Annotated in this window: 22 protein-coding genes; 17 read left to right on the top strand and 5 right to left on the bottom strand. The window is 38.4% G+C overall.

Annotation, left to right across the window (positions count from 1 at the left end; all coding sequences use genetic code 11):
• Window positions 1-36: 36 nt before the first annotated feature.
• Window positions 37-1,059, bottom strand: a complete 1,023-nt coding sequence (locus ACZZZC_RS18835) for a rod shape-determining protein (RefSeq protein ID WP_010601761.1) — start codon at window positions 1,057-1,059, stop codon at window positions 37-39.
• A 340-nt stretch (window positions 1,060-1,399) separates the two neighbouring features.
• Window positions 1,400-2,926: a bifunctional phosphoribosylaminoimidazolecarboxamide formyltransferase/IMP cyclohydrolase gene (gene purH / locus ACZZZC_RS18830; RefSeq protein WP_463487897.1), complete on the bottom strand. Its 1,527-nt coding sequence runs from the start codon at window positions 2,924-2,926 to the stop codon at window positions 1,400-1,402.
• A gap of 2,824 nt (window positions 2,927-5,750) precedes the next feature.
• On the opposite strand from purH, the gene ACZZZC_RS18825 reads away from it, so the two are divergent.
• The 9 genes from ACZZZC_RS18825 (at window position 5,751) to ACZZZC_RS18785 (ending at window position 16,447) form a co-directional block, all read left to right on the top strand.
• The gene (locus ACZZZC_RS18825; RefSeq protein ID WP_463487896.1) at window positions 5,751-6,569 is read left to right on the top strand and encodes a hypothetical protein; all 819 of its coding nucleotides are present in this window, start codon (window positions 5,751-5,753) and stop codon (window positions 6,567-6,569) included.
• Window positions 6,570-6,745: 176 nt separating this feature from the next.
• Window positions 6,746-7,807 carry a type I restriction endonuclease gene (locus ACZZZC_RS18820; RefSeq protein WP_463487895.1) on the top strand — a complete coding sequence of 354 codons (1,062 nt, stop codon included), beginning with the start codon at window positions 6,746-6,748 and terminating at the stop codon, window positions 7,805-7,807.
• A gap of 76 nt (window positions 7,808-7,883) precedes the next feature.
• Window positions 7,884-9,773 (top strand): phospholipase D-like domain-containing protein, encoded by a 1,890-nt coding sequence (locus tag ACZZZC_RS18815; protein ID WP_463487894.1) that lies wholly within the window; start codon window positions 7,884-7,886, stop codon window positions 9,771-9,773.
• Window positions 9,774-9,896: 123 nt separating this feature from the next.
• Window positions 9,897-10,661, top strand: a complete 765-nt coding sequence (locus ACZZZC_RS18810) for a hypothetical protein (RefSeq protein ID WP_463487893.1) — start codon at window positions 9,897-9,899, stop codon at window positions 10,659-10,661.
• 267 nt (window positions 10,662-10,928) lie between these two features.
• Entirely contained in the window at window positions 10,929-12,104 is a 1,176-nt protein-coding gene (locus ACZZZC_RS18805; RefSeq protein WP_463487892.1) for a PDDEXK-like family protein, read from the top strand.
• Window positions 12,105-12,231: 127 nt separating this feature from the next.
• Complete coding sequence (locus tag ACZZZC_RS18800; protein WP_463487891.1) at window positions 12,232-12,555, top strand: nucleotide pyrophosphohydrolase; 324 nt, start codon at window positions 12,232-12,234, stop codon at window positions 12,553-12,555.
• On the top strand, window positions 12,556-14,739 hold the full coding sequence (locus ACZZZC_RS18795) for a DNA/RNA helicase domain-containing protein (RefSeq protein ID WP_463487890.1): 2,184 nt from the start codon (window positions 12,556-12,558) through the stop codon (window positions 14,737-14,739).
• A gap of 556 nt (window positions 14,740-15,295) precedes the next feature.
• On the top strand, window positions 15,296-15,517 hold the full coding sequence (locus ACZZZC_RS18790) for a hypothetical protein (protein WP_463487889.1): 222 nt from the start codon (window positions 15,296-15,298) through the stop codon (window positions 15,515-15,517).
• Window positions 15,518-16,447: a hypothetical protein gene (locus ACZZZC_RS18785; RefSeq protein WP_463487888.1), complete on the top strand. Its 930-nt coding sequence runs from the start codon at window positions 15,518-15,520 to the stop codon at window positions 16,445-16,447.
• Between the two features lie 202 nt (window positions 16,448-16,649).
• Here ACZZZC_RS18785 and ACZZZC_RS18780 read toward each other — a convergent pair whose 3' ends face one another.
• Window positions 16,650-16,868 carry a hypothetical protein gene (locus ACZZZC_RS18780; RefSeq protein ID WP_463487887.1) on the bottom strand — a complete coding sequence of 73 codons (219 nt, stop codon included), beginning with the start codon at window positions 16,866-16,868 and terminating at the stop codon, window positions 16,650-16,652.
• A gap of 291 nt (window positions 16,869-17,159) precedes the next feature.
• On the opposite strand from ACZZZC_RS18780, the gene ACZZZC_RS18775 reads away from it, so the two are divergent.
• The 7 genes from ACZZZC_RS18775 (at window position 17,160) to ACZZZC_RS18745 (ending at window position 22,299) form a co-directional block, all read left to right on the top strand.
• Window positions 17,160-17,915, top strand: coding sequence for a hypothetical protein (locus tag ACZZZC_RS18775; RefSeq protein WP_463487886.1), 756 nt, complete (start codon window positions 17,160-17,162; stop codon window positions 17,913-17,915).
• Window positions 17,915-18,316 (top strand): DUF5675 family protein, encoded by a 402-nt coding sequence (locus ACZZZC_RS18770; protein ID WP_463487885.1) that lies wholly within the window; start codon window positions 17,915-17,917, stop codon window positions 18,314-18,316. The genes ACZZZC_RS18775 and ACZZZC_RS18770 overlap by 1 nt, the downstream gene beginning before the upstream one ends.
• An 874-nt stretch (window positions 18,317-19,190) precedes the next feature.
• Complete coding sequence (locus ACZZZC_RS18765; protein ID WP_463487884.1) at window positions 19,191-19,403, top strand: hypothetical protein; 213 nt, start codon at window positions 19,191-19,193, stop codon at window positions 19,401-19,403.
• On the top strand, window positions 19,396-19,569 hold the full coding sequence (locus tag ACZZZC_RS18760) for a hypothetical protein (protein ID WP_463487883.1): 174 nt from the start codon (window positions 19,396-19,398) through the stop codon (window positions 19,567-19,569). The genes ACZZZC_RS18765 and ACZZZC_RS18760 overlap by 8 nt, the downstream gene beginning before the upstream one ends.
• 218 nt (window positions 19,570-19,787) lie before the next feature.
• On the top strand, window positions 19,788-20,231 hold the full coding sequence (locus ACZZZC_RS18755) for a LexA family protein (RefSeq protein ID WP_056849455.1): 444 nt from the start codon (window positions 19,788-19,790) through the stop codon (window positions 20,229-20,231).
• The gene (locus ACZZZC_RS18750) at window positions 20,209-21,453 is read left to right on the top strand and encodes a Y-family DNA polymerase (protein WP_463487882.1); all 1,245 of its coding nucleotides are present in this window, start codon (window positions 20,209-20,211) and stop codon (window positions 21,451-21,453) included. Before ACZZZC_RS18755 ends, ACZZZC_RS18750 begins: the two co-directional genes overlap by 23 nt.
• 141 nt (window positions 21,454-21,594) lie before the next feature.
• Window positions 21,595-22,299, top strand: coding sequence for an SOS response-associated peptidase (locus tag ACZZZC_RS18745; protein WP_463487881.1), 705 nt, complete (start codon window positions 21,595-21,597; stop codon window positions 22,297-22,299).
• Between the two features lie 160 nt (window positions 22,300-22,459).
• On the opposite strand, the gene ACZZZC_RS18740 is transcribed toward ACZZZC_RS18745, so the two are convergent.
• Window positions 22,460-23,893 (bottom strand): DNA/RNA non-specific endonuclease, encoded by a 1,434-nt coding sequence (locus ACZZZC_RS18740; protein WP_463487880.1) that lies wholly within the window; start codon window positions 23,891-23,893, stop codon window positions 22,460-22,462.
• Between the two features lie 134 nt (window positions 23,894-24,027).
• Window positions 24,028-24,567: a hypothetical protein gene (locus ACZZZC_RS18735; RefSeq protein ID WP_463487879.1), complete on the bottom strand. Its 540-nt coding sequence runs from the start codon at window positions 24,565-24,567 to the stop codon at window positions 24,028-24,030.
• Window positions 24,568-25,132: 565 nt separating this feature from the next.
• Here ACZZZC_RS18735 and ACZZZC_RS18730 point away from each other — a divergent pair.
• Window positions 25,133-25,450, top strand: coding sequence for a DUF5763 domain-containing protein (locus ACZZZC_RS18730; RefSeq protein WP_463488244.1), 318 nt, complete (start codon window positions 25,133-25,135; stop codon window positions 25,448-25,450).
• Window positions 25,451-25,855: the final 405 nt, after the last annotated feature.

The following is a 25,855-nucleotide window of genomic DNA, read 5'->3' as shown; positions in this document are numbered from 1 at the left end:
CAATCGTCAATCTAAAATCTACATTCGTAAATGAGTCTATTGCATTAAAAATTTATAACCGCCAATGTTTTTAAGGGCGATACCAGTTCCGCGAACTACTGCACGAAGTGGATCTTCTGCCACATGAACAGGTAGCTTCGTTTTGGCAGCAACACGTTTATCTAAACCTCTTAACAGTGCACCGCCACCAGTTAAATAAATACCAGTTTGATAAATATCGGCAGAAAGTTCTGGAGGGGTAATCTCTAATGCTTTTAAAATCGCTTCCTCAATTTTAGAGATTGATTTATCTAAACAATGTGCAATTTCAGTATAAGAAACGGTGATCTGCTTTGGAACACCCGTCATTAAATCACGACCTTGAACAGCAAAATCAGCAGGAGCATCCTGTAACTCTGGTAAAGCTGCACCCACTTCAATTTTAATTTTTTCCGCAGTACGGTCGCCAATCATTATGTTGTGCTGGCGACGGATATAGTTCACGATATCAGAGTCGAAATTATCTCCCGCAACGCGGATAGATTGATCGCATACGATACCAGATAAGGCGATAACTGCAATTTCTGTAGTACCACCACCTATATCGATAATCATATTACCCATTGGTTCTTCCACGTCAATTCCGATACCTACAGCAGCAGCCATTGGTTCGTGAATTAAGTAAACTTCTTTAGCTCCGGCAATTTCAGCAGAGTCACGTACAGCACGTTTTTCTACCTCAGTAATGCCTGATGGAATACAGATTACCATTCGTAAAGATGGAAACATCCAACCTTTACCGCCATTTAGCATGCGGATCATTCCCTTGATCATTGCCTCAGCGGCATTGAAATCGGCAATTACACCATCTTTTAAAGGACGAACGGTTTTAATATTATCATGGGTTTTACCTTCCATTTGCATCGCCTGACGACCTATAGCGATAACTTTGTTTGTAGTACGATCAAAGGCAACAATAGACGGTTCGTCTACCACTACTTTGTCGTTATGTATAATTAGGGTATTCGCAGTGCCTAAATCGATGGCCACTTCCTGCGTAAACCAATTGAATAATCCCATGTATGAGTTATATTTTCTTTAATTTGTTAAATCTATACTATTCCTAATGTAAAAATAGGTTTTTTATTGTTTTAAGTTTTATTTTCTTCGTTCATTAAATTGTTTTTAAGGCAATTAAATTATGTTGAAAATCAAAACTTGTAATCCTTCAGCTTCTCTCTCTCTAAAACGATCGTCATTGCGAGGCACGAAGCCTGCCTACCGCAGGCAGGCAATCTTACTACTAAGGCTTTATAACGCTTTAAGATTGTCAGCCTGTGGGAGGAGGCAGGCTTCATGCCTGTCAATGATGGCATATTGCATCACCTTCAACCTCTAGGCCTTCAACCTTTTACTTTACCTAGTGTTTAAAGTGTCTTACGCCGGTTGTTACCATAGCAATACCTTTTTCATTTGCTTTCGCAACCGAATCTGCATCTTTAATTGATCCACCAGGTTGTAAAACTGCAGTAATACCTGCATCAGCAGCAATTTCTACACAATCAGGGAAAGGGAAGAAAGCATCAGATGCCATTGCGCTTCCTTTTATGCTAAAACCAAAAGAAGCAGCTTTTTCAATGGCTTGTCTTAACGCATCAACCCGGGAAGTTTGACCCACACCGCTTGCGATTAACACATCATCTTTAACCAAAACAATGGTGTTGGATTTTGTGTGTTTTACAATCTTATTTGCAAAATGCAAATCTTTTAATTCTTGAGCAGTTGGTGCCTTATCGGTTACGGTTGTCATTTGCTCCGGACCTTCGATAATTAAATCTTTATCTTGCTCAATTACGCCGTTTAATAAAGTTTTAAATTGTTTTTTGCTCAACTCCACATTGTTGCGCTGTAATATCACGCGGTTTTTCTTTTTGCTGAATAATTCCACCGCTTCCGGTTGATAAGAAGGTGCAATTAGCACTTCGAAAAACAAGTTGTTAATCTCTTCAGCTGTTGCTAAATCAACTTCAACATTGGTAATTAAAACGCCACCGAAAGCAGAAACCGGGTCGCACGCTAAAGCATCCATCCAGGCTTGTTTGACAGTAGGGCGGGAAGCAATTCCGCAAGCGTTTGTATGTTTTAAGATTGCAAAAGTCGGATCTTCAAATTCGTCTATTAAAGCCACGGCAGCATCCACATCTACCAGGTTATTGTAAGAAAGTTCTTTGCCGTTTAATTTCGTAAACATGGCATCTAAATCGCCATAAAATACTGCCCCTTGATGTGGATTTTCACCATAACGCAAGGTTTTAGCATCAGCTACACTTTGTTTAAAAACATCAAGTGGTTCTTCCTCATTAAAATAATTGAAGATTGTCGTATCATAGTGAGAAGAAGTATGGAAAGCCTTTTTAGCATATGCTTTACGTTGTGCTAAATTGGTTTCACCATTTTGTTCTTCTAATTGAGCTTGTAAAGTAGGGTAGTCGTTTTTCGAAGCGATGATCACGACATCATTAAAGTTTTTAGCTGCGGCACGGATTAATGAAATTCCACCGATATCGATTTTCTCGATAATTTCTTCGGGTGTTCCGCCAGCTTTTACAGTTTCTTCAAACGGATATAAATCAACAATAACCAAATCAATTTCCGGAATCTCGTATTCGGCAATTTGTTCCTGATCGCCTGCTAATGCTCTGCGATTTAAAATGCCACCGAATACTTTAGGGTGCAAAGTTTTTACGCGACCGCCTAAAATAGATGGATAGCCAGTCAAATCTTCAACCGCTGTAACCGGTAAGTTTAAGTCTTTGATAAATTGTTCGGTTCCGCCGGTAGAAAATAACTGCACACCCTGAGCGGCTAGCAATTTTACTAATGGCTCCAAACCATCTTTATAATATACTGAAATTAAAGCGTTTTTGATTTTAATGGGCTGACTCATTCTACTGTAAATTTTGAGCCGCAAAGGTAGTAAAACATGATGATTTTTTTGGTATGCTAAGGATGTAAAAATGGATTATCTTATTTTAGACTGTGGTAATCTAATTGTTTACCCCACAAATCCTTTCCACCCCATCCGTCATCCTCGCGTAGGCGGGGGATCTTAACGGGCTGTGAGGGCTTTGTTTGTGGTTTTTTCTTTCGCCTCATCGGCGGTGGCCTTTTTCTTTTGTCTTGGCCCAAAAGGGACCAAAAGCCCAAGGCTTCCCGATGAATCGGGACACGTGGATCTGATGTCGGGTAAAGTCGTCAAAGCTTTTATTGCGGCATCACAAGCTGCGATGAAGAATCGCACAATACGCGTTGCCTTGTTACTGGTAATTGAACATTTGTGCTCGTTTTCCACTGCTTTCTGCTTCCAAAATTGGCTATGCCGGATAGCAGGGTGGCTATAGCGAGCTCCTATTTTAAGGCATCGTCATCTCGACCGTAGTGGAGAGATCTTCGAAAATAGGTTTTATCTTAATCTGTATGTCATCCTGAGCGTAGTCGAAGGATCTCTTTCGCCTCATCGGCGGCGGCCTCTTACCTTTTTCTTGACAAAAAGGTAACCAAAAGTCAAGGCTTGCCGCTTTTGTTTGCATAAAGCTAGCGGAAAACTATTAGCGGTAATTTGAGGCCAGCCCTGGCGCTTTCCTCTTCGGCTGCAAATTTCCTTGACTACTGGTTTTTGAACGTTTGTGCTCGTTTTCCACTGCTTTCTGCTTCCAAAATTGACTATGCCGGATAGCAGGGTGGCTATATAGCGAGCGCCTATTTTAAGGCATCGTCATCTCGACCGTAGTGGAGAGATCTTTGGAAATAGGTTTTATTTTCGTCAGTATGTCATCCTGAGCGTAGTCGAAGGATCTCTTTCGCCTCATCGGCGGCGGCCTCTTACCTTTTTCTTGACAAAAAGGTAACCAAAAGTCAAGGCTTGCCCCTTTTGTTTGCATAAAGCTAGCGGAAAACTATTAGCGGTAATTTGAGGCCAGCCCTGGCGCTTTCCTCTTCGGCTGCAAATTTCCTTGACTACTGGTTTTTGAACGTTTGTGCTCGTTTTCCACTGCTTTCTGCTTCCAAATTGGCTATGCCGGATAGCAGGGTGGCTATATAGCGAGCGTCTATTTTAAGGCATCGTCATCTCGACCGTAGTGGAGAGATCTTCGAAAATAGGTTTTATCTTAATCTGTATGTCATCCTGAGCGTAGTCGAAGGATCTCTTTCGCCTCATCGGCGGCGGCCTTTTCTTTTGGCTTGGCCCAAAAGCGACCAAAAGCCCAAGGCTTGCCCCTTTTGTTAGCATAAAGCTAGCGGAAAACTATTAGCGGTAATTTGAGGCCAGCCCAGGCGCTTTCCTCTTCGGCTGCAAATTTCCTTGACTACTGGTTTTTGGATGTTTGTGCTTGTTTTTCACTGCTTTCTGCTTCCAAAATCGGCTATGCCGGATAGCAGGGTGGCTATATAGCGAGCGCCTATTTTAGGGCATCGTCATCTCGACCGTAGTGGAGAGATCTTTAAAATAGGTTTTATCTTAGTCTGTATGTCATCCTGAGCGTAGGCGAAGGATCTCTTTCGCTTCATCGGCGGCTGCCTAGTCCTTTTGGCTTGGCCCAAAAGGGACCAAAAGCCCAAGGCTTGCCTCTTTTGTTTGCATAAAGCTAGCGGAAAACTATTAGCGGTAATTTGAGGCCAGGCCGGGCGCTTTCCTCTTCGGCTGCAAATTTCCTTGACTACTGGTTTTTGAACGTTTGTGCTCATTTTCCACTGCTTTCTGCTTCCAAAATTGGCTATGCCAGATAGCAGGGTGGCTATATAGCGAGCGCCTATTTTAGGGCATCGTCATCTCGACCGTAGTGGAGAGATCTTTGAAACTAGATTTTATTTTCGTCTGTATGTCATCCTGAGCGTAGTCGAAGGATCTCTTTCGCCTCATCGGCGGCGGCCTTTTTCTTTTGTCTTGATACAAAAGAAACAAAAGATCAAGGCCTGGATCTGATGTCGGGTAAATTCGTCAAAGCTTTTATTGCGGCATCACAAGCTGCGATGAAGAATCGCAGAATACGCGTTGCCTTGGTTTGTGGTTTTTGAACGTTGCTGCTAAAGCTTTAACGTTTTCCCCTTCCATCATTTCCGATGCCGGATACCAGGGTGGCTATAGCGATGTAGCAACATTCTTTTACGAGCCGTTCTCTTTAAGGAGAAAGGTGTCGATAGGCCGATAGAGGTTTTTTCACCTTCAAAATTGGCTATGCCGGATAGCAGGGAGGCTATAGCGAGCGCCTTATTTTAAGGCATCGTCATCTCGACCGTAGTGGAAAGATCTTTGAAAATTTTTTAATAAACTTTGAGGGAAACTCCCCTCCTTATTTTCAAGGAGGGGGTGGGGGGTGGTTAAATATGTTATCTCCTGGCTCTTGTACCGCTGCTCCTCTAGCCACCGCCACAATAGCATCATCTTCCCTTCGGGAACGAAATCCACCGCGTTCGCCTCCTGTTCAGGAAATTCATACCCATTATAGCCCTTATCCTCACCTAATAGCACCACTCCAGCAACATGCGAGCACCGTACTAGGATGCGAATTCTTCCGCCTGAACTATAGCATTTCCGAAGCAGACCTGAAGCATGCTGGGAGCAAGGTGCAAGTAGGTATGGGCAAAACGTGGATATGAGGTGGACTAATGGCGGGCCAAAGGTGGACTTGAAACGAGATTTAAATGATTAAAAAGCAGAAATTTGCTATCTTGGATTGATCAATCCCTTGATTACGCTAATATAAATAATTATGGCCACATTAAATGGGATTGTTCGATTTTCGGGGCAACTTGGAGATCTTGTTTTTTATAGAAGAGGAAAAAAAGATGTGGTGCGGCATGCCCCCACCGTTCATCAGCTCTCGGAAAACAGCCGAAAAAGCGCTACCGACTTTGGCAATGCCAGCAGAAACTCTGCCTACATCCGAAAAGCCTTCGCAGCAATGGTTAAAGATTATGGTTATGGCGACTTGCATAACCGACTCAACAAAAAACTGATTGAGATTTTTAAAACCGTTCCTCCAGCAGAGAAGGGGCAAAAGAAACTGGAAGACGGTAATCTCAAACTGCTCCAGGGATTTGAATTTAATGCAGCCACAAAACTTGAACAGCTTTTAATTCGAAAACCAGCGGTTATACTTACCGATAATGGTTCGATCCAACTGCTTATCCCTAAAATCGAAACCAAAAATCTGGTTAAGTTCGTTCCTAAATCCGATGACTTTGTGTTACAACTGAGCATTTTTAGCTTTGAAGTGAACACTGAAAAATATGAGCTGATTAAAGTTAATGATCTTCGTTTTTCGCTTGAGCAGAGCGAGTTCCCTGGGGCTAAACTGCTAATACCTTTTGAGCCGGAAGGCAAGCGGATCCTGCTGGTGGCCATTGGCCTTCATTACCTGCATGGGCAAGTCAAAAAAGATGACCGCCGTTATTATGGTTGCCAGATCAGCCATTGTTTTCATCTTCAGGATGGAGTGGAAGTGGCGTTTGTTGAGCCAGTAAAAGAAAGCGTGGAGTCATCAGAAGAAGAGGAACAGGGTTTGAGCTGGGCGTTGGGGGATGAGTAGAATAATATGGTTTGGGGTTTAATGCTGGTTTTTTTACCAGTAGTTCGGAATTTCCGAACTACTGGTAAAAAAACATTTATGCTTATTAAAATTTCTGCTTTACGGTTTCCCGTAATATTTAGATTTTTTAGAGCGTTACTTTTGAAATCATCTCAGTTAATATTCTCTATAGCGAAATGGATTTCAAGGACGAAGTAAAACAGCTTGGTATCAGAACCACCAAAATGATACCACAAATACAAACCGAAGAGGCCACCAAAAATGCCTTAATCATGCCATTTATTAAGCTCCTGGGCTTTGATGTGTTTGATCCATTTGAGGTCAATCCAGAATTTATTGCAGACATCGGCATAAAGAAAGGAGAGAAAGTAGATTATGCTATCATGAAAGATGGTGAGCCCATTATCATTATCGAATGTAAACATCACCTTGAAAAATTAGATCCGCATAATTCACAGTTGTTTCGTTATTTCCATGTCTGCAAAGCGAAATTCGGCTTGCTAACCAACGGTTTGGTATACAGATTTTACACCGATTTAAATGACGTCAACAAAATGGATGACAAACCATTTTTTGAATTCAATATTGCTGAAATTAAGGATGCACAAATTGAAGAGCTAAAGAAGTTCCATAAGTCTTATTTCGATATAGAGAACATTTCTAATACGGCATCAGATTTAAAATATACAAATGAGCTTAAATCACTCATCACATCTGAGCTAAGGGATCCGTCTCTAATTTTTGTGAAGCATTTTGCCAGCCAGGTCTATCCAGGGAAGCTAACGGAAAAAATCTTAAAGCAATTTTCTGAACTGGTGCAACGCTCATCAAACCAGGTACTAAATGATGCGATTACAGATCGGTTGAAAACCGCTTTGGGTACTGAAGAGGCTAATAGCAATGAAAAGGAGATCAAGACCACTACAGAACCTATCATGGCCGAAGATAAGGTGATCACTACTGAGGAAGAATTAGATGCTTATCACATTGTTAAGGCTATTCTAAGGGAAAAAATTTCCAAAGAACGAATTGCGGCGAGAGATACACAATCTTATTTTGGGGTTTTATTGGATGACAATAACCGAAAACCTATATGCAGGTTTCATTTCAATACAATCAACAAATATTTAGAGATTTTTCATAACGGCAAGGATGCTGGAGAGAAGATACATTTGAATAGCCTGGATGAGATTTATGGGTTTAGAGAAAAGTTACATCAGACAGTGGCTAACTATTAATGAAGAAAACACATGCGCACTCAAGAGTTTGGTATCCAAATATCTCGATCTACGTTAATGGCTAGTATCAAAGAAAATGAATGAAATCCTAACAAACGGCATAGAGATTAAACAAAGAATACTTGCCGAAATCAATACTTCCAAACAAAGCATATACCTGGCGATGGCCTGGTTCACCGATAGAGATATCGCAACGGCCATTATTGAAGCTAAAAACAAAGGGGTTACTGTAGATATTGTGCTCTCCTCAAATTCTTCGAATGAGACCGTAAAGCTTATGCTTAAAGGAGCAAACATAAGTGTACATGCTTTCGAAACAGGTGACGACAGAGGGATGATGCATCATAAGTTCTGTTTGATAGATCACCGAATTTCTATAAACGGTTCATACAACTATTCTTATAACGCCAGTAATAATAACGTAGAAAATATTCAGGTTTCTGATGATCCAACTACATATAGGCAATTTTTTTCTGAATTTGAACGGATAAGATTTAATATCGACCATAATATAGATGTAAATACAACAATGCAAGTACCTAACAATACGCAAGAGGTAAAACCGATGAATGTAATTGATGCGTTTTCACAACAACTACATGATCTTGTGTATTCCTCAGCTCAAATTAATACTGAAGAATATAGAAATGACGGGTATGAAACTTCTAAAAATAGCGAGGGAAGTATCGAAATTTTTAAGGTAGAATACGGGAATATAAAAGAAGAAATCAGAGCATTTGCCACTGATGATAGCTTGAGTAGCAAAAAAAATATATTGTCCAGCAATATTTCAAACGCATTTACTGGCATAAAAACTGATTTGGATGTTGAAAAACAAGGGAGGATTATCGAAGCAAAAAGAGATAATGATCTAGAGGACAGGCAACTTAAAGCTAAAATAGCTGAATTAAAACAAGATAAATCAATCCTGGAGACGGGAAATATAAATACGGGTGAGAAAGGTTTATTGCAAATAAATAAAGAAATAGAAAAAAATAAACTGGAAAGGAAGGCAATTGAACAATCTTTTGTGGTAAAAGAGTTTTGGTCTGTAGGGACGATATGTATATCCATATTATTAGCCATTTTTAGCTTCTATTTATCATTTTTCTTTGCATCGGCTTTTTATAAAATGTTATTTGAAAGCAACGAATATAGTAATGCACTGCAAGCAGGCATAGATCTTGGTTTGCCTAAGCTTGTTGATGCAAATGCTATTGTGAAGATATTCAGGCAGCAAGGCGTTTTGTTTGGATTTATTGCTACTATTTTCTTCCTTTTTCCGATTCTCTTGTCGAATATAAAATTACTTGGAAGTAAAAATAGGTTAGTTAATAGTGTTTTGTTTTGGATCGGATTAGCAGTATTTGATATTACCGTGGCAGGCATGATTGCAATCAATACTGATAAAATACATTCATTATTAATTGGTAAAGAACCTCAGATGCAAATTTGGGAAGTTGTGAAACATGGTGAATTTTGGATGATTTTTATGTTTGGTATGGTTCCCTTGATTATCACACATTACCTTATTGAAAATATTACTACCGCATATAAGTTATCGAAAAGAGAACTTGTTGATGCTGAAAAAAGCAAAAGGGTACAAATGTTGGATGAAGAAATGCTCGACTTTAATTCGGAGAAAGAGGTCTTAATTAGCAGGATTAAGGCAATAGACGATTTGATAGGAAGCAACGCTAACATTATTCTTAATCTGGAAATTCAGATCAACACCATCCAAAATCAGATTGAAAACACTTATGATGAGTTACAGAAACAGGTAAAGTCAATATATGATGATTTCAATAATAAAATTATAAGTGGTAAGATATTTACTGATGTCATCTTAGAAAGCGTTATAATGGCCTATAATTCTGGATTCGTCGAGCATTTACCAAAATTTTATGCCACTGGTGAAGTCGCTCGAAGAGTTAGGGAAATAGAACAAATAATCAAAACTAATTAAGCGTCGGAAATGAAAAATACCTTCATAATTTCTTGCCTAATGCTGTGTTTGACATCTTGTCGAATAGAACCAGAATCTCAAAATAAATATTTAAAATATCAAAATATTGTTATACTGTCCGATATGTCAAGCCGGCTTGATAATAAGCCGTCAAAAGATATCGACGAAATTCATAAAATAGTTCAATTTTTTAAGAACGAATGCGTTAAACCTGGCGAAAAAATTGGAGATCGATCTTCAATTTCCTTTTCAGGATTCTCCGGTGAATTAGTTGCTTCTATTGATCTCGACAAAATCAAAACTACCGGTGCGAAGCAACAATTTGTTAACTCTACCGGAGCATATAAAGATGATGGCCTAGACAAACAAATTACATTGTTTGAAAATATGACCAAGTCTTTTTATGCAAATACAAGAAATCAGGGTTTAGATTTGATAAGCATTTTGATAGATAAGATTGACAATGATTTAGCAATTAAACAAAATAACCAATTAACTATTGGACCAGATACCACCTTTATAAGTTACGAAAATGATATCTACATCTTCACAGATGGCTATTTAGAGTATTTGGATAAACAAACCAATAGTCAGTTTTTCTTTGGCTCGCCAGAAATTGATAAGGTAAGACAGGCTTGTATTGTTACTCATTTAGATATACAAAAAGTTTTGAAAGCTAACCAATCTATATGCCTGCCGCTTAACAAAAGTGCAAAAAATAAACTGATCAATCTCCATGTGTACGAAACACACGAGCGAGATAAAAATGAGAAATTACAAAATTACAAATACCCGAAAGGGCAAAGAGACAATGAAATTCTGGAAGCGGTGTGGGAAAAATGGGCGATTGAAAGCGGATTTAAAAGTTTTGAATGGAAAAAATACTAAATGTGCGTTTAGGTTAATTCATCAGTCTTTATTATTAGGCTTATGAAATCTATTTTTGTTAATCCATTCTACTAATATTTGAAATTTTTGCAACTGCGATTTGATTATCTATACCAAATTTAAGTTGAAGTATATTTTATAGATACGTTTTTTTGCTGCCTGTATATATTGGCATATGAGTAGACGCCATTTGATAACATCAAATGCCCATGAAGAATACCTCTTTATTTTTAAATTCGCTCCTAATTTAAATAATGCTTTCCATTTATGAACAACGCTCCCATTCGACACTTGCTTAGCCAAGTGAATAATCTTTTTGCCCGTTACGAAAAGATAAATGAATTAACCGGTGATAATTTTAACGTTTTTAGAATCCTTAAACTTGAATCATCTGAAGTGAGAATGCACTCTGCATTTTTAGCAGAATTACTAAATCCTAAAGGTAGTCATGGACAAAAAGACGCCTTCCTGAGGCTATTTATAGAAATGTTTTGCTATAAAGGTAGGCAAATAGACACGCAAAGTGCCGAGGTTTTTGTAGAGAAATATATCGGTACGGTTAATTATGAGGACCCCGGCGGAGGAAGGATTGATATTTACATCAAAGATAAATACAATAACTACCTCACTATAGAAAATAAAATTTATGCTGGTGACCAAGATGGGCAGTTAGCCCGCTATCATAAGCATGCAGCGCATTCAGACTTATTTTATCTAACCTTAGATGGTGGAATGCCTTCTGAGAAAAGCCGAAAGGGCCTTAAGGAAGATGAGGATTTTAAATGCATTTCTTACAGAGAAAACATAATAAGTTGGCTAGAAGCTTGTAGAAAAGAAGTGGCTATTATTCCAGTAGTTCGTGAAGCAATTAGTCATTACATCAACCTTATTAAATACTTAACCAATCAAACAACCAACCACACTATGGAACAGGAATTAACTGCACTAACAAAAACTAATTTTAAGGCGGCTTTTGCCATAGCTGGCAATTTAAACCACGCTATCAAAGAGATGGTAAGTGATTTCGGGGAAGAGATGATTGCCGTTTTGAAAGAAAAGGGAATAGTGTGCGATTATAATATTGACTTTGGGAAAAATTATACTGGTATCTATTTAGGAAAAGAAGAATGGAAATATATTCGTATTGGCTTTCAGTTTTGGGCAAGAAATCATAATATGATTTTTGGACTTACCGTGAATGGGAGAGACAATTGGAGCCGGCCAATCGAGATTACAGATGAATTAAAAGAAAAATTAATAAGCTTGCCTAATAATGAAAAACGAAATAACGGCTGGTGGCCTTGGTATAATTTCATGGATGGGTCTTATGGGGATTGGAGTAAAGCAGAAGCTTACGAAGCAATTTCAGATGGACGTATGCGCAAGATTTTTATTGAGAAAATTGAGATGTTGATAGAGATGACAAAAGAAATTGAACTTTAAAAGATACTTTGTTAGTGCTCCCGTGAGACAATCAATTGTTATTAAAAACATATCCATCAGTCGTAAATCTTTTCAATCAAACCAAGTATTTTGAGAACATATCCCTAAATTAGCATCAATTATCCTTATGACAAAAGAGATCACAGCAGCATTGATAAAATTTAGAGATGACCGAGACTGGGCCCAGTTTCACAATCCTAAGGATTTAGCACTTGCATTAAACATTGAAGCGGCAGAGTTGCTGGAGTTATTTTTGTGGAAAAATGCCGAAGAAGCAGATGTAGAAAAGATAAAGGAAGAATTAGCTGATGTTTTTTCTTATGCTCTACTGCTAGCTGAAAAGTACAATCTTGATGTAAATCAGATTATTCTTAACAAGATAAAACTTAATGATGCGAAATATCCTGTGGATAAAGCTAAAGGGACGGCTAAAAAGTATAATGAATTATAAATGAGTAAGCGTTACCTAATTAGCACCTCTGAATTTTCCGAACAAAGTTTAACTGATCTAAGTTTAAAACATCAGAATTTTTTATCCTGGCCATTAGTTTACTTTTTAAGTGAAAACAATAAGTTTGAAGCTTACGTAGGGGAGACTACCGACCTTGTTAGTCGGATGAAAGCTCATTTAAAAAGTGATCACAAAAAAAATCTTCAATCAGCACATCTAATTTCAAGCGATCTTTTTAACAAATCTGCGACGCTTGATATTGAATCTAATTTAATAAAATACATAGCTGCAGATGGACGCTATCAGTTACAAAATGGTAACTTGGGAATTGCTAACCATCATTTTTACCAAAAAAAGGAACTATACTGGGATATATTTAAAGATATTTGGTCTGAACTCCGAACGCTGGGTATTACCAGGCATTCTTTAGAGTATATAGACAACAGCGACCTTTTTAAATATTCGCCTTATAAAAGTTTGTCGGATGAACAGGTTACTGGCCTTAAAACGATACTTAAATGCTTGCTGGATGATGGTGCAAAAGTAAGTTTAATTGAAGGTGGTGCAGGAACAGGTAAGAGCATTTTAGCTATATTTTTATTTAAGCTCTTAAAAACCGATACAGAAGATTTTAATCTAACTGATTTCGACGAGAACGATCTGGAACTTTTTGAATTATTTAAAAAAGTTAAGCAACAATACGGTCATTTAGAAATGGCTTTGGTGGTGCCTATGTCGTCGTTTAGAAAAACAATAGAAAAAGTTTTTAAAGGGATTAAAGGGTTAAAATCGAATATGGTTATCGGGCCTGCCGATGTGGTTAAAAAGAAATACGATTTATTAATTATTGATGAATCACATCGTTTAAGGCAAAGGGTAAATCTGGGCGCATATTTTGGTGCCTTTGACCAGAATTGTAAGGCTCTGGGTGTCGACAAGATGACGAGCTCTGAGTTGGACTGGGTTCTAAAACAAGCCAACAAAAGCATCTTATTTTATGATGAACAGCAAAGCATAAAACCTTCTGATGTTTCGGCCGGTGCATTTAAGAATTTAAAACAAAAAGCAGATACCCGCTACGAAATATTGAAAACTCAATTTAGGGTAAAGGGCGGGGCTGATTACGTAAAATTTATTCAAGGTTTGTTTACTGAGCAGAATAAGGCGTTAAAACCTTATGCCCCTGGCTTAAACTATGAGTCATATCTCTATGAATCTTTAGATGATATGGTGAATGATATCAAATTAAAAGATCAGCAATTCGGCTTATCCAGATTAATTGCAGGCTTTGCCTGGAAATGGATCTCAAATAAAGATAAAAGCAAATTTGATATTGTTATCGAAGATACAAAGTTGCAATGGAATGCCGTAACTGTTGATTGGGTAAATACACCAAATGCAAGCAATGAAGTTGGTTGTATCCATACTATTCAAGGCTACGATTTAAATTATACTGGCGTAATTATTGGGCCTGAGATTGGCTACGATCCTATATCAGATAAACTCATTATTCATGATCAACTTTATCAGGATAAAAATGGTAAGAACTCTATTAAAGATCCCGAGGTATTAAAAAGTTATATCGTTAATATTTATAAAACCATTTTATTAAGGGGAATTAATGGAACGTTCATTTACGTTTGCGACACAGCACTGCGTAACCATTTTAAAAAGTTTTGGCATTTAAAAGAAACTAAAGCTGAAGTGAAGCTATTAAACATACATCCTAACAAAATCAACGGGCAATGCATTCCTTTTTATGATTTAAATATTGCTGCGGGTTCATTTTCTGATTATCAGCAAGTTGAAAATATTAGCTTTTTAGAACTGCCTGAAAACTTAAGGACAAATCCGGACCTATTTGCCTGCAAGATAGTTGGAGAATCTATGAATAAAGTTATTCCTAACGGATCGATTGCGTTATTTAAAAAATATAATGGTGGCTCACGTAGTGGATTGATTTGCTTGGTCGAATCAACAAATATCTATGATAAAGAATTAGGTGGCCAGTATACCATTAAAGAATATAGAAGCAAGAAAACCCAAACTGATGATAGTTGGGTGCATGAGGAAATTACCTTACACCCTCTATCGACTGATGAGTATTTTAAACCTCTCGTTTTACGAGATGATGAAACTATTGATTTAAAAGTTATTGGGATTTTTGAGCGGATATTAATTTGAAAAAATAACTTTACCTTAAATGATTATTGAAATTTACATCTCGACCTGTTCATAACTCACTGTTTATCTTACGGTTTCCCGTAAAATAGCAAATAATTAAAGACTATTTTTATTCAAAATTAGAATCAAATATTAAGGGCTGTTGGAAGTTGTTAACATTAATTTTTATTTTCTAACTATTGATTTATAGTTAGTTAGCTTTTTTTTATAAAATATCTGACAGTCTTGTGATTGATTATTAATAGCAATGGCGCTGATTGTTAACAATTTGCGTCAAACTAATTATACAGTTTTACTTAAATTTGTGTTTGAAGTCTGACAAGATTTTAATTTGGTTTGATAAAAATAAAAAGCTCAGGAAACTTCGACATATCCTGAGCTTAATAAAATTTATCATTCGTACTAAGGGAATTAGAAACGAATATTGAGATAGCCTCGTTATTTAGAATGCACAAAAGTATAACTATTATACTTTCTCGCACTACAAAATCGTATTCTTTTTTCTCCTAAAACCTTGGGGATACCAGCCTTGCAAAATTTCTGGAAATAATTAAATATGCTCAGTTATTGGGCATTAATTCCTATTGTTAAATTTTATAGCATGGCTACAAATGGCAAACCCGGCGATAACCGTCGACCTGGAGCAGTGAAAGAACGCTCCCAAACTTTTAATCCAACCACTGAACAATGGGTTAAACGAAATACTGAAACAGGTAAGTTTATGGATGTGAAACAGGATGGAACACCTTTCAAGGGTGTTAGAAAGGAGAAGAGATAAATGAGTACAATCAAAGCAACTAACACAATAATTTCTGTTTTTGGGCTCGACAAGAAAGGATTAACTCAGCAAGACATTGATTTTTTTAACGTGGATCTAGATGAAGATAATTTGGCCTTTTTTGATTATAATCGAATTCTTAAGCATTCTTCTACAAAGGTTGGCAAAAAAATAGCAGATAATTTAAGTGGATTCTTACTAGCATTATTTACAACTGCTGTAAAGAAAAACACAACAATGGGACTAAAGTTATTAGATGGTATTAAGGAATGTAATGATACTCGGCTAGGATATTCCACTGGAAAATCTTATGGGGTGTCAATTGGAAAAAAAATGAAGCCGATCTTTCTAAACTCATTGGCATTTTTTAAACAAGCTTATGTGAAAAATCAAATGTCTTTCAATACTCTTAAATTGGGTATAGATAACATTAGCTATGATAGAATATCTGATATATGTGTTAGCATTAATCTTGACGCTTTAATTGAGTATACGAATGATCAATGTAAAAAATGCGGTATAGTTTCAACCACAAAAAAAACATTTAAAATTTTCGATTTGGCTGGGAAAATTTGGATAACAAGGAATTACACACTTCCAGAATATAATGGGAATACTATCATTTTTATACCAAAAGTTTTTATTTCCTCTAAATCGGGAGCCATATGCACGCTTGACCAGTTTGTTTCGTATGGCTTCAAAACAATAATTCAATATTCTGGCGCAGTAACTCATTTAAAGAATAAACACGGTAAAATTTATTATAAAGATTACGAGGATTACCTAAAAAAGAATGGCATTTCTAAAAAAGAAATTGCAAGAGATCTAATAACAAAACACAGCGATATAATATCCAAGTTTGAATCAATTAAAAATCCAAAAATAACTGATTTATCAACGTTGGAGCTTGAGAATATTACTAATTCTTAGGCAATTTGAATATGATAATGTAATATAATTATTTTTGATTGCTAATCTGATTAGCACTTAATTCGGCTATCTTAGTAAATATAATAATTCATACAACGAAACTTTAAGAGCATTTGTATCGACAGGGAGTAGCGTAAAACACTACGTTATCTGTACTTAGCTTAAAAACAAAACCCGGGGATGATGGGCGGGTTATTGTTTTTTAACAGTCGACTAAGGCCATCAGCGGTATGGCCAGGCAGATTTTTTGGATCAGTGCGAGGTTTATACCTGAATATTCTGCATATTCTTCGAACGTAATCAATTGGTCTTTACGTTTGTTTAATATAAAGCGTAAGTTTCTGAGCACTTTCTGTGCCTGGGCTAAGCTTTTACCTGTTAAAATACTAACATCTTTCGGATAAATACATACTCTTTTCATGTGAGGTTGAATTGGACCGCAACAGTACCGGAGGTGCCATAGCCTTAAAAAATTAAAAACTATCCTTCCTAAAGCAGTAATAAAAGAACGAGATTTAATATAAATCCAAATTAGGCAATTAAAATAGGTTTTCAAAGTAGTAAAAACTGCTAAATGATACTATTTGATGTGCAGAACTATAAAAAGCTTTTATTTAATATTAAATATTACCAAAAGCTGCGAAAGCTTTCTTTCGCGACCTGGCATTATTGAGGATGCTGCAATTTTGTGTCCAGATGTAAGACATATATTATGGCACGTCAGGAAGGAATCATTAAATTAAACGGACGAATCGGGGATTTGACGTTTTACAAAACAAGGAACGGTTATTTAGCAAGAGAAAAAGGTGGTGTTGATGCCAGCCGGATTGCTAATGATCCGAGGTATCTGCGTACAAGGGAGAACATGGCTGAGTTTGGTCGGGCAACCAAGGCAGGTAAATTTTTAAGGCTAGCGTTTAAGGTGTTAACCAATCAGCTTGCTGATAAGGCGGTTACGAACCGACTGATGAAAGAGATGTTGAAGGTTATCCAGGCTGACTCGGTAAACGAACGTGGTTTACGCATGGTGCTGGATGCAGAAACGGAATTGCTTACTGGTTTCGAATTTAACATTAAGGCACCAATCAGTACCACCATCAATGTGGTTTATGAAACTGCTATTGACCGGGCAACAGGTGTTTTAAGTATTGATTTTCCGGGTTTTAGTGCCAGGGATCTGATCAATGCGCCCCAGGGTGCTACTCACTTTAGAATCAGTGCTGCCGGTGCTGCACTAAACTTTGAAGGGGAGGTATTTCAACTCAATACCAGTGAAAGTGACATGATTGATGTGAAAGCAATTGATGTGGCTGCGGTAGCATTGAGTGCCCAAATACCCGCTGCGAGTACCAACCCTCTGTTTCTACTGTTAGGGATTAGTTTTTACCAAAGGGTAAACGGTTTTGACTATCCTTTAAGTAACGGTGCTTACAATGGTTTATCATTAGTGCAAATACAAGGGGTGTAATGGAGTTGCTGTTAAGCCGTACTTATTTTAAGGGTGGCACTAATGGAAAAATCAGTTATCAGGGGAAGTTGGTTTGTGAAAGCATCGAATTGCCCTGGCGGAACAATAAGCGCAATATCAGCTGTATACCGGAAGGACGCTATTTGCTGATCAAACGGCAACATACGAAGCATGGTTTGCAGTTGGCGCTGAGCATTGTACCCAACCGCGAGGCTATCCTCATTCATCCAGCAAACTTTGCTTTGCGAGAGCTGCAGGGTTGCATTGCACCTGTGAGTAAGTGTACCGGAGAGGGTGAGGGTAACTATAGCCGTATCGCATTGGAAAGGCTTCAGGCTTTGGTTTATCCTGTTTTGGATGCCGGGGAAAAAGTGTTTCTGGTGATTACTTCGGTAAAGTAAGATTGGTTGTGCAGGGAGTCTCCCTGCATAACTTTTAATCTTATTGGTTTGCCTATGCTTGGGGCTTGCCTCGGCTTGCTGCCGAATGGCTTTTTTCTTTTTCTTGATAAAAAGAAACAAACCGAGCCCTTCAGCGAGCTCATTAATACCTTTAAAAAACAATAATAAACGATTAATAACATCAAGGCATCCTGATGAATCGGGACACGAGGATCTGATCTTGAATAACCTGCTGAAAGCTTTTTTACGGCAACACAAGTTCCCGATGAAAAATTGGGCAGAACGCGTTGCCGCTTTGACTTTAACAGGAGAATTATCTTGGAAGCTTTTAGCGGTTTCTTCTTCGATCATCTCCTAGGCCGGAACGCAGTTGTAGCGATGAGGTAAGTGTATTAACGACAACTGTTGTGATTGCTATCGGTGATACCCTTATGGAAGGATTTGGCTTTATTACATGGTCTTGCCTTTGCTTTGGGCTTGCCTCGGCTTGCCGCCGAATGGCTTTTTTCTTTTTCTTGATAAAAAGAAACAAACCGAGCCCTTCAGCGAGCTCATTAATACCTTTAAAAAACAATAATAAACGATTAATAACATCAAGGCATCCTGATGAATCGGGACACGTGGATCTGATCTTGAATAAACCTGCTAAAAGCTTTTTTACGGCAACACAGGTACCCGATGAAGAATCGGGCAGAACGCGTTGCCGCTTTGTCTTTAACAGGAGAATTATCTCGGAAGCTTTTAGCGGTTTCTTCTTCGATCATCTCCTAGGCCGGAATGCCGGGTGCAAATAGCATGGAGCTTAAAACAGGATTAGTATGTCCTAAAAAAACGGAGGGTAGTTTGGTTAGTAGAGTTAATTTTTATAGTGGAATTGAAAAATAAATTAAATGTGAATGTAACTCAATCTTCGGGGAAAGGTTGGTTGCGAATTGTAAGACGGGTAGTGGGCATTGCTGGCAGTACGGCAGGTATCCTACTGGCACCACCATTAAAATTACCGGAGAAAGTTTCACGGATTGCACAATACATCGCCTTAATGGCTGGTATTGTAAAGGCTATCGAAAAACCGGGAACTTATGAATAGTGCCGAGACTAAAATGGGTGTTTTAGGTGGCGTTTCGTTCAGTTTGATCGGGCAAATCCAAAGTAGCGTTTTGCAAACCATTTTGTTGGCTGCCTTAGGTGCTGCTGTCAGCTTTCTTGTTAGTAGGGTTTTACAATGGCTATTTAAAACAAGGGAAAAGCAGTAGGTAACTAAATTTCATTAATCAATTGGAACGGGTGCGCAGAAATGTGCACCCGTAATTTTTATTTGTGTATTTGGTCGAATAAATTCGGCAAGGCCTTTAATGTCAACATCACAACTGTTCCATCGTAAATGAGAATGTTCTACCACTTATCGGAGTGTTAACAATTCACTTACAAATTACTAATATTTTTAGTAATTTTGTGTTCAAAGCACAATTTTATGATAAGAGAATTAGAGTTGCCGAGGCACGAATTGGAGCCTCTTGAAAATCCAGGACGCGTATCGGGTTTTATTTCGCCGGCTGAAGATTACAAACAACGCAGGTTGCATATTGCTCAACGCATCGTGAAAGATCCGACTAATACTTTTTATTTCGAAGCGGATGACGACCAAATGCGGTATTATGGTATTATGAAAGGTAGCATCATAGTGGTTGATAAGACTGTACCTGTGAATTCCGGGATGCTGATTGTATGTTGTGTAGAGGATGAGTGGCTCACCAGAAGATTACTGATTCAAGGCGAAAGCATTTTTCTTTGCTTGAATGATACGATGGATGCTTGCTTAAATGTAACCAGGCGAAAAGTTACAGTATTTGGGGCAGTTACCTGGACTTGTTTACCACATACCTTAACAACCCATGTTCGCACTGGCCGATTGTAATAATTTTTATGCCAGCTGCCATCGCTTATTTGAACCACAATACAATGGGGTACCAGTGGTGGTGCTGAGCAATAATGATGGTTGCGTAATTGCCCGTAGCGATGAGGCAAAAACCTGTGGTATTAAGATGGGGGCACCCTTTTTTAAAATCAAAGATGAGATTGCTAAGCATAATATTGCAGTGTTTAGCAGCCATTATACCTTATACGGCGATATTAGTGCCAGGGTGATGACAAACCTGGCCCGGTTTACGCCTGATGTAGAAGTGTATAGTATAGATGAATGTTTCTTAGGATTAAAAGGTTATGATTGCCTTCAAAATTATGGGAAAGAAATGCGTGATACCGTTATCCAACATACAGGTATACCCATTAGTGTTGGCATTGCCCCAACGAAGGTACTGGCAAAGGTTGCGAACAAAACCTCTAAAAAACACAATGGGGTGATGGTATTAGAAACCGAAGAGCAGATCAGTAAAGCGCTTGTTGATTACCCTGTAGAAGATTTATGGGGGGTAGGGCGGCAGTTTAGCCATAAACTCATTAAAGAGGGAATTGAAACAGCTGCACAGTTCAGGGCGCTACCCATGGCCTGGGTACAAGCACATATGACTATTGTAGGGCTAAGGATGTGGCGTGAGCTGTGGGGGGAAAGTTGTATCCCTTTAAAAACCGCCCTTGATCCAAAAAAAGGTATGTGTACCAGCAGGGCATTTGGGAAATTAACTACTGACTACACCGAGTTAAAAGAAGCTACTTCGAGCTACGCGGCCAGGTTGGGCGTAAAATTGAGAAGGGAGGGGCTTTGTGCCAGTGTAATTTCTGTAAGGTTGCTGACCAATAAATTTGGTCCAGCGGCATTAGAAGCTTTTCCATCTATTACGATGCCATTGGACCATCCCATAAACAACACATTAGATTTAGTTAAGGTTGCCTTATTGGGGTTGCAAAAGATTTATCTGAGGGGGTATATGTTCCAGAAGGTTGAGGTAACTGCCACAGGATTAATCCCGGAAACTGAGGTGCAATTAAATATATTTAGTGAATACAAAGGGTTAAAGCATGATCGGGTTTCGCAAGTATTAGATCAGCTAAATCTCCATTATGGCGCAGGAACGCTGCGGCTTGCCGGAGAAGGGGGGCAACAAAAGTGGAAAATGAAGCGGGAATTTTTAAAACCGTGTTATACCACGAATTGGAAAGATATTATTAAAGTTAGATGAAAGAACTGTTAGATTTAATAAAACAATATTTATTGAAAGAAGCTGCAACTTTAAATCAGATAAAGGATATTAACAAACCCAAGGAGGGGCGTAAAACAGCTTGACGGCGAATTTTGTTAGGTTATAAATAATAAAACTATTATGTGTGCACGTTATACCCTTACTGCTGAAGAAAAAGAAATTTTGAAAGCACATCCTTATGAAATACAAGGTGAATGGAGCCCGAATTATAATTTAGCTATTACTCAAATGGGTTTGATCATTACTGCAGATGAGCCAGATGTTATCCAGCAAATGCGCTTTGGGATTGTGCCGCATAGCGCAGCAAATTTAAAGCTGAGCTTCGATAGTTGGAATATTAGAAGCGAAACCGCAATGGAATCTAAAACCTGGCGGCCTTTATTGGTACATCATAAAACCTGCCTGGTTATGGCTGATAGCTTTTACGAGTGGAAGGAACACGGTAAAGGCGATAAGCAGCCTTACCGCTTTACCGTAAAAGAGAGGAAACTGTTTTGTTTTGCAGGCTTGTGGTCGCAATGGGTAGACCCGGAAACAAAAGAAAAGTTCCGCACGTATGGTATTATGACCACGGTGGCCAATGCACTTGTTGCCGAAGTTCATAGCAAGAAAAGGATGCCAGTGATCTTAACTAAAGCAGAGGAAGAAATATGGTTAAGTAAAAGTTTGCCCATTGAGACCAAAATGATGGTGTTAGATACTTTCCCTGGGGAATTGATGAAACGGACTAAGATAAGCAAGCGGGTTAATGCTGTATCTACCGGGAAAAAACCTAATAATGATCCCGATTTACTGTTACCCCTAAATACGGATGATGATATTTAAATGGGTTAGGGTTATAATTAAAGATTTTTGTAACATACAACAACTGAATGTAGTTGAATAAAATAAAAAAAACCGCATCAAATCAATCAGATGCGGTTTTGCGCTACTCTTATCGGCTAGGCAAATAAAAAGATATAGCCCCTACGAGTTTGATAATCCTCTAGTTACCCGGATCTTTCGCTTTCTCTACCACATCCTGAATATTCTGTGGTAAGTTAGAAAGCAGATTGTAACCTGTTGCACTTTCAATATCACGAACTGATACTATATAATCTTTCCAGCTTGCGGTGGTGCTATTGATGTTAGGTGTATTGATAGCAATTACCCTGGTTGATGATGTAACACGGCTAACGTCGTTATCTCCAGTTTTTAGCAATACTGCTACTTTCCAAACATTTGCCGGAACTGTTACTTTTCCATTGTTTATGGTATTGATTACTGATGCGCTGGCTGAGCCAATGCCACCTGTACCATAGCTGCCCATGATTACATATACTTCATAGCCGTTTAATGCCTGGGCACGAAGATAGGTTTCAAAAGATTCCCAGGTTTTTTGATTATTATTTGGGGCCTGAGGGATCATGTTAGTCATTAAAAATGTTGCCGAATTGGCTGTACTTGAACTGGTACGATCGCCACTTGGGCAATTGTGGCCTCTATCGAAGCCGGAATTTGAATAGCTATTGCTTTGTACCTGGTACCAATTTGTTGGCAAACCTGTAAATGAGGCGAAATCATTTTGCCTTGTTGCTGTTCCGGTAAAGTTATTTGGGTCTAAGTGCCAGCTCACCCAGTTAGGTGTACCGCGAGACATGCTATAACTTTCTACATAATATTTTTGATCGATGAGGTAATTTTCAGCTGAAACAATTGTTGCCTGAGCACCTGAAGGATTTCCGAACAATAAGTTTGAATTATCACCGCCTGCTGGCGGCGCATCAGCGCCTGCTTCTGGTGTTCCTCTCCCCGGAGCAGCCGTTCCTGTATTGCCATTGTCGGCAGGATCGGTATCTGGTGCGCCTACAATAATACCAGGATCGCCAGTACCTTTAAAGATTATATCATCAATGTTAATTCGGGTGGTACCTACCTTTTTAATCTGGAAACGGATTTTACCGGTAGTACTCACTTTGAATGAATCAATAACGAGAGTTGTACTGGTTTCGGCAATATCTGAACCCAATTGTGCGAAGGTCTTTCCTCCATCGGTGGAGGCCAGCAGTTGCCAAGTGGAATTGGCATCTGTGCCGTATTTAGCATGAGAAATATAAATCATCTGTGTGCCCGCTACATCAAAGTTCATCGACAAGTAGCCTGCTCTTAAGCGAACGGACTTTGCGCCATTTTTGACATCTGCTGCAAGGTTACCAATAAGGGCATCACTCATGGTCCATTTCCCGGTTAAAAGCTGTACGCTATCTAAGGCATAACCACCTTTGGTACCAGATTCAAAAGTTTCCGTAATGGCGTAAGCGGTTGGCGCTTTGGGAGGTGTTACAGGCGTTTCGCCTTCAATTGCTGTTTTCTTCGAACATGCGGATAGTGACAGGATGCCAATTAATCCTGAATAGATAAAGATGTTTTTAAATTTCATTACTTTTTAAATGTCTAAGGGGGGCGTTAATCAGATCATTTAAGTGAATGACGAAGGTATGAAGAAAAAATATGCTTGGTGTTAAATTAATATTAACAACTTAGTTAGAATATCAATAGCATGCGAATTAAGATTTAATCAAAACCCAGTATCTTTTTGTCCAATCGGTTAAGCCTTTTGGCTTTTATATCTTCCCGAATAAAAAATGCAATGATGACGTAAACAATTACTACAAATACAAAAGGCATTAATATAATTCTGAATATTAAATCATTAATGTTTTGGGCCAAGCTTTGTTTATCCTGACTGAGCGATGGATTTGAGGGGAGATATACGATTGCTACTGTATTCTTATCTTTATCTAGCGGACGGTACATACCGTAGGGACTTATAAAAGCTGATTGCAATGACTGACCTTTTTTAGTTGAGAAAGTGTAACGCACATCTTGAATCATCAAACCACCATTTTGGGCTAATTCGTCTTTATTAGTTACTGTGGCAGCCACTGTAACGCCCTTATTCATTAACTTATATTGTTTTAAGGGGGATGTAAGCCAAACTTGACCATACAACAGTATAGCAAGAATCGCGAGATCAAGCCATGGGAAATAAATTTTATAGAAGGGCACTTGCAAGGGCTTATCTGGATATATCACTATGGGGATTTTATTCATTCATTGAGGGTTAAAATGGTGGAGGTTATGACTTATTTCGGCCTGTTTGCCTAATCTATTTCCCAGTTATTCTGCATCGCAAACCCGTAAAAATACTTGTGTATTTTTAATTATTACGCCTTTCAATCTGAAATATGGTTCTGGGATTGATCCCGATAATTACCAGACTGGGTTTGTAGGAGAAACGCTGCGCTGTTACCAACAATGCGTAAATCATGCTTGGTTTTTTCATTGGTTTATTTTGAAAGCAGGCGTAAAGATTTGATACATTAAAGCCTTAATTGGTTTATAAAATCATGTAGGGATGATTTATAATCTGAAACCAGATGGATATTGGGATAATTGGGATAATGGCAAGGTGTCAGGAATGACAAAACAAATATAAACATATATTCCTAAAAGTTTTACGGTTTCCCGTAATTAATTGGAAAAGCTAATCTATATATTTAGCGATAATTAATGCTAAAGGCGAATACTCATTATTCAGTATTGCGGATGGTGTTAAAACCTACTATTTTAAACCTTTTATTTAAAGCAATCATCCCCATTGAAAACGCTCATCGTAATGGTTTTGAGTTTAACATTGTTAAACTTTACACCTGAAAAACCGAAACCGAAAGAACCCGTTGCTACCTGTTACGGGTACAGTTCGTGCTCGGCCTGCTCCAATTGCAGCCGGTGCAAACATTGTGGTGCTGGCGGCAGCTGCGGTGTAGGCGCTCCTAAACCCTCCCGAAATATCAATTCATTTAGTTCTGTTAAGAAAACCAGTAATAGCCAGAGTGCAAACTACGTGGGGCAATGCAAAGCGTTGACTAAGAAAGGGAGTCGTTGCAAAAGAAGTGGGAATGGAAGTGGCTATTGCTGGCAGCATCGGAAGTAAAGTTGCGATTATAATGCAAATCAATACAAGAAACCATTCTAATATTGATATACACTCGACACGCGTGCAACATCGAGGGGAAGAGATTACAAATCTCGACCAGCAGGGACAGGATACTATATCGAATGTTCTGTAAACAAAGGGCCTAGCTAATGCATGCGTGTCATGGGTGAATTATAATGAACAGGAGCTGATACTAGCGTATAAGATTTTTGGATTTTAACTCTAAATAATACTCAGCTGTTTGTAGTTTGCATTTTTGTAAGATAGAGTTTTCGAGTGCTGTTTAAGTTGATGTTTTTTAGAGTAAGGAGTTAAATATGCACACGCGTGCGCCAGCTGAGGTCATACTTCTAGGCTTATAAGACATTCTGGAAGCAGATTACAAATCTGCGTTCATTGTTA

It is taken from the genome of Pedobacter sp. AC212 (assembly GCF_979258625.1).
The sequence above is the reverse complement of the archived record's forward strand: the minus strand, read 5'-3'. Positions and strand labels throughout refer to the sequence as shown.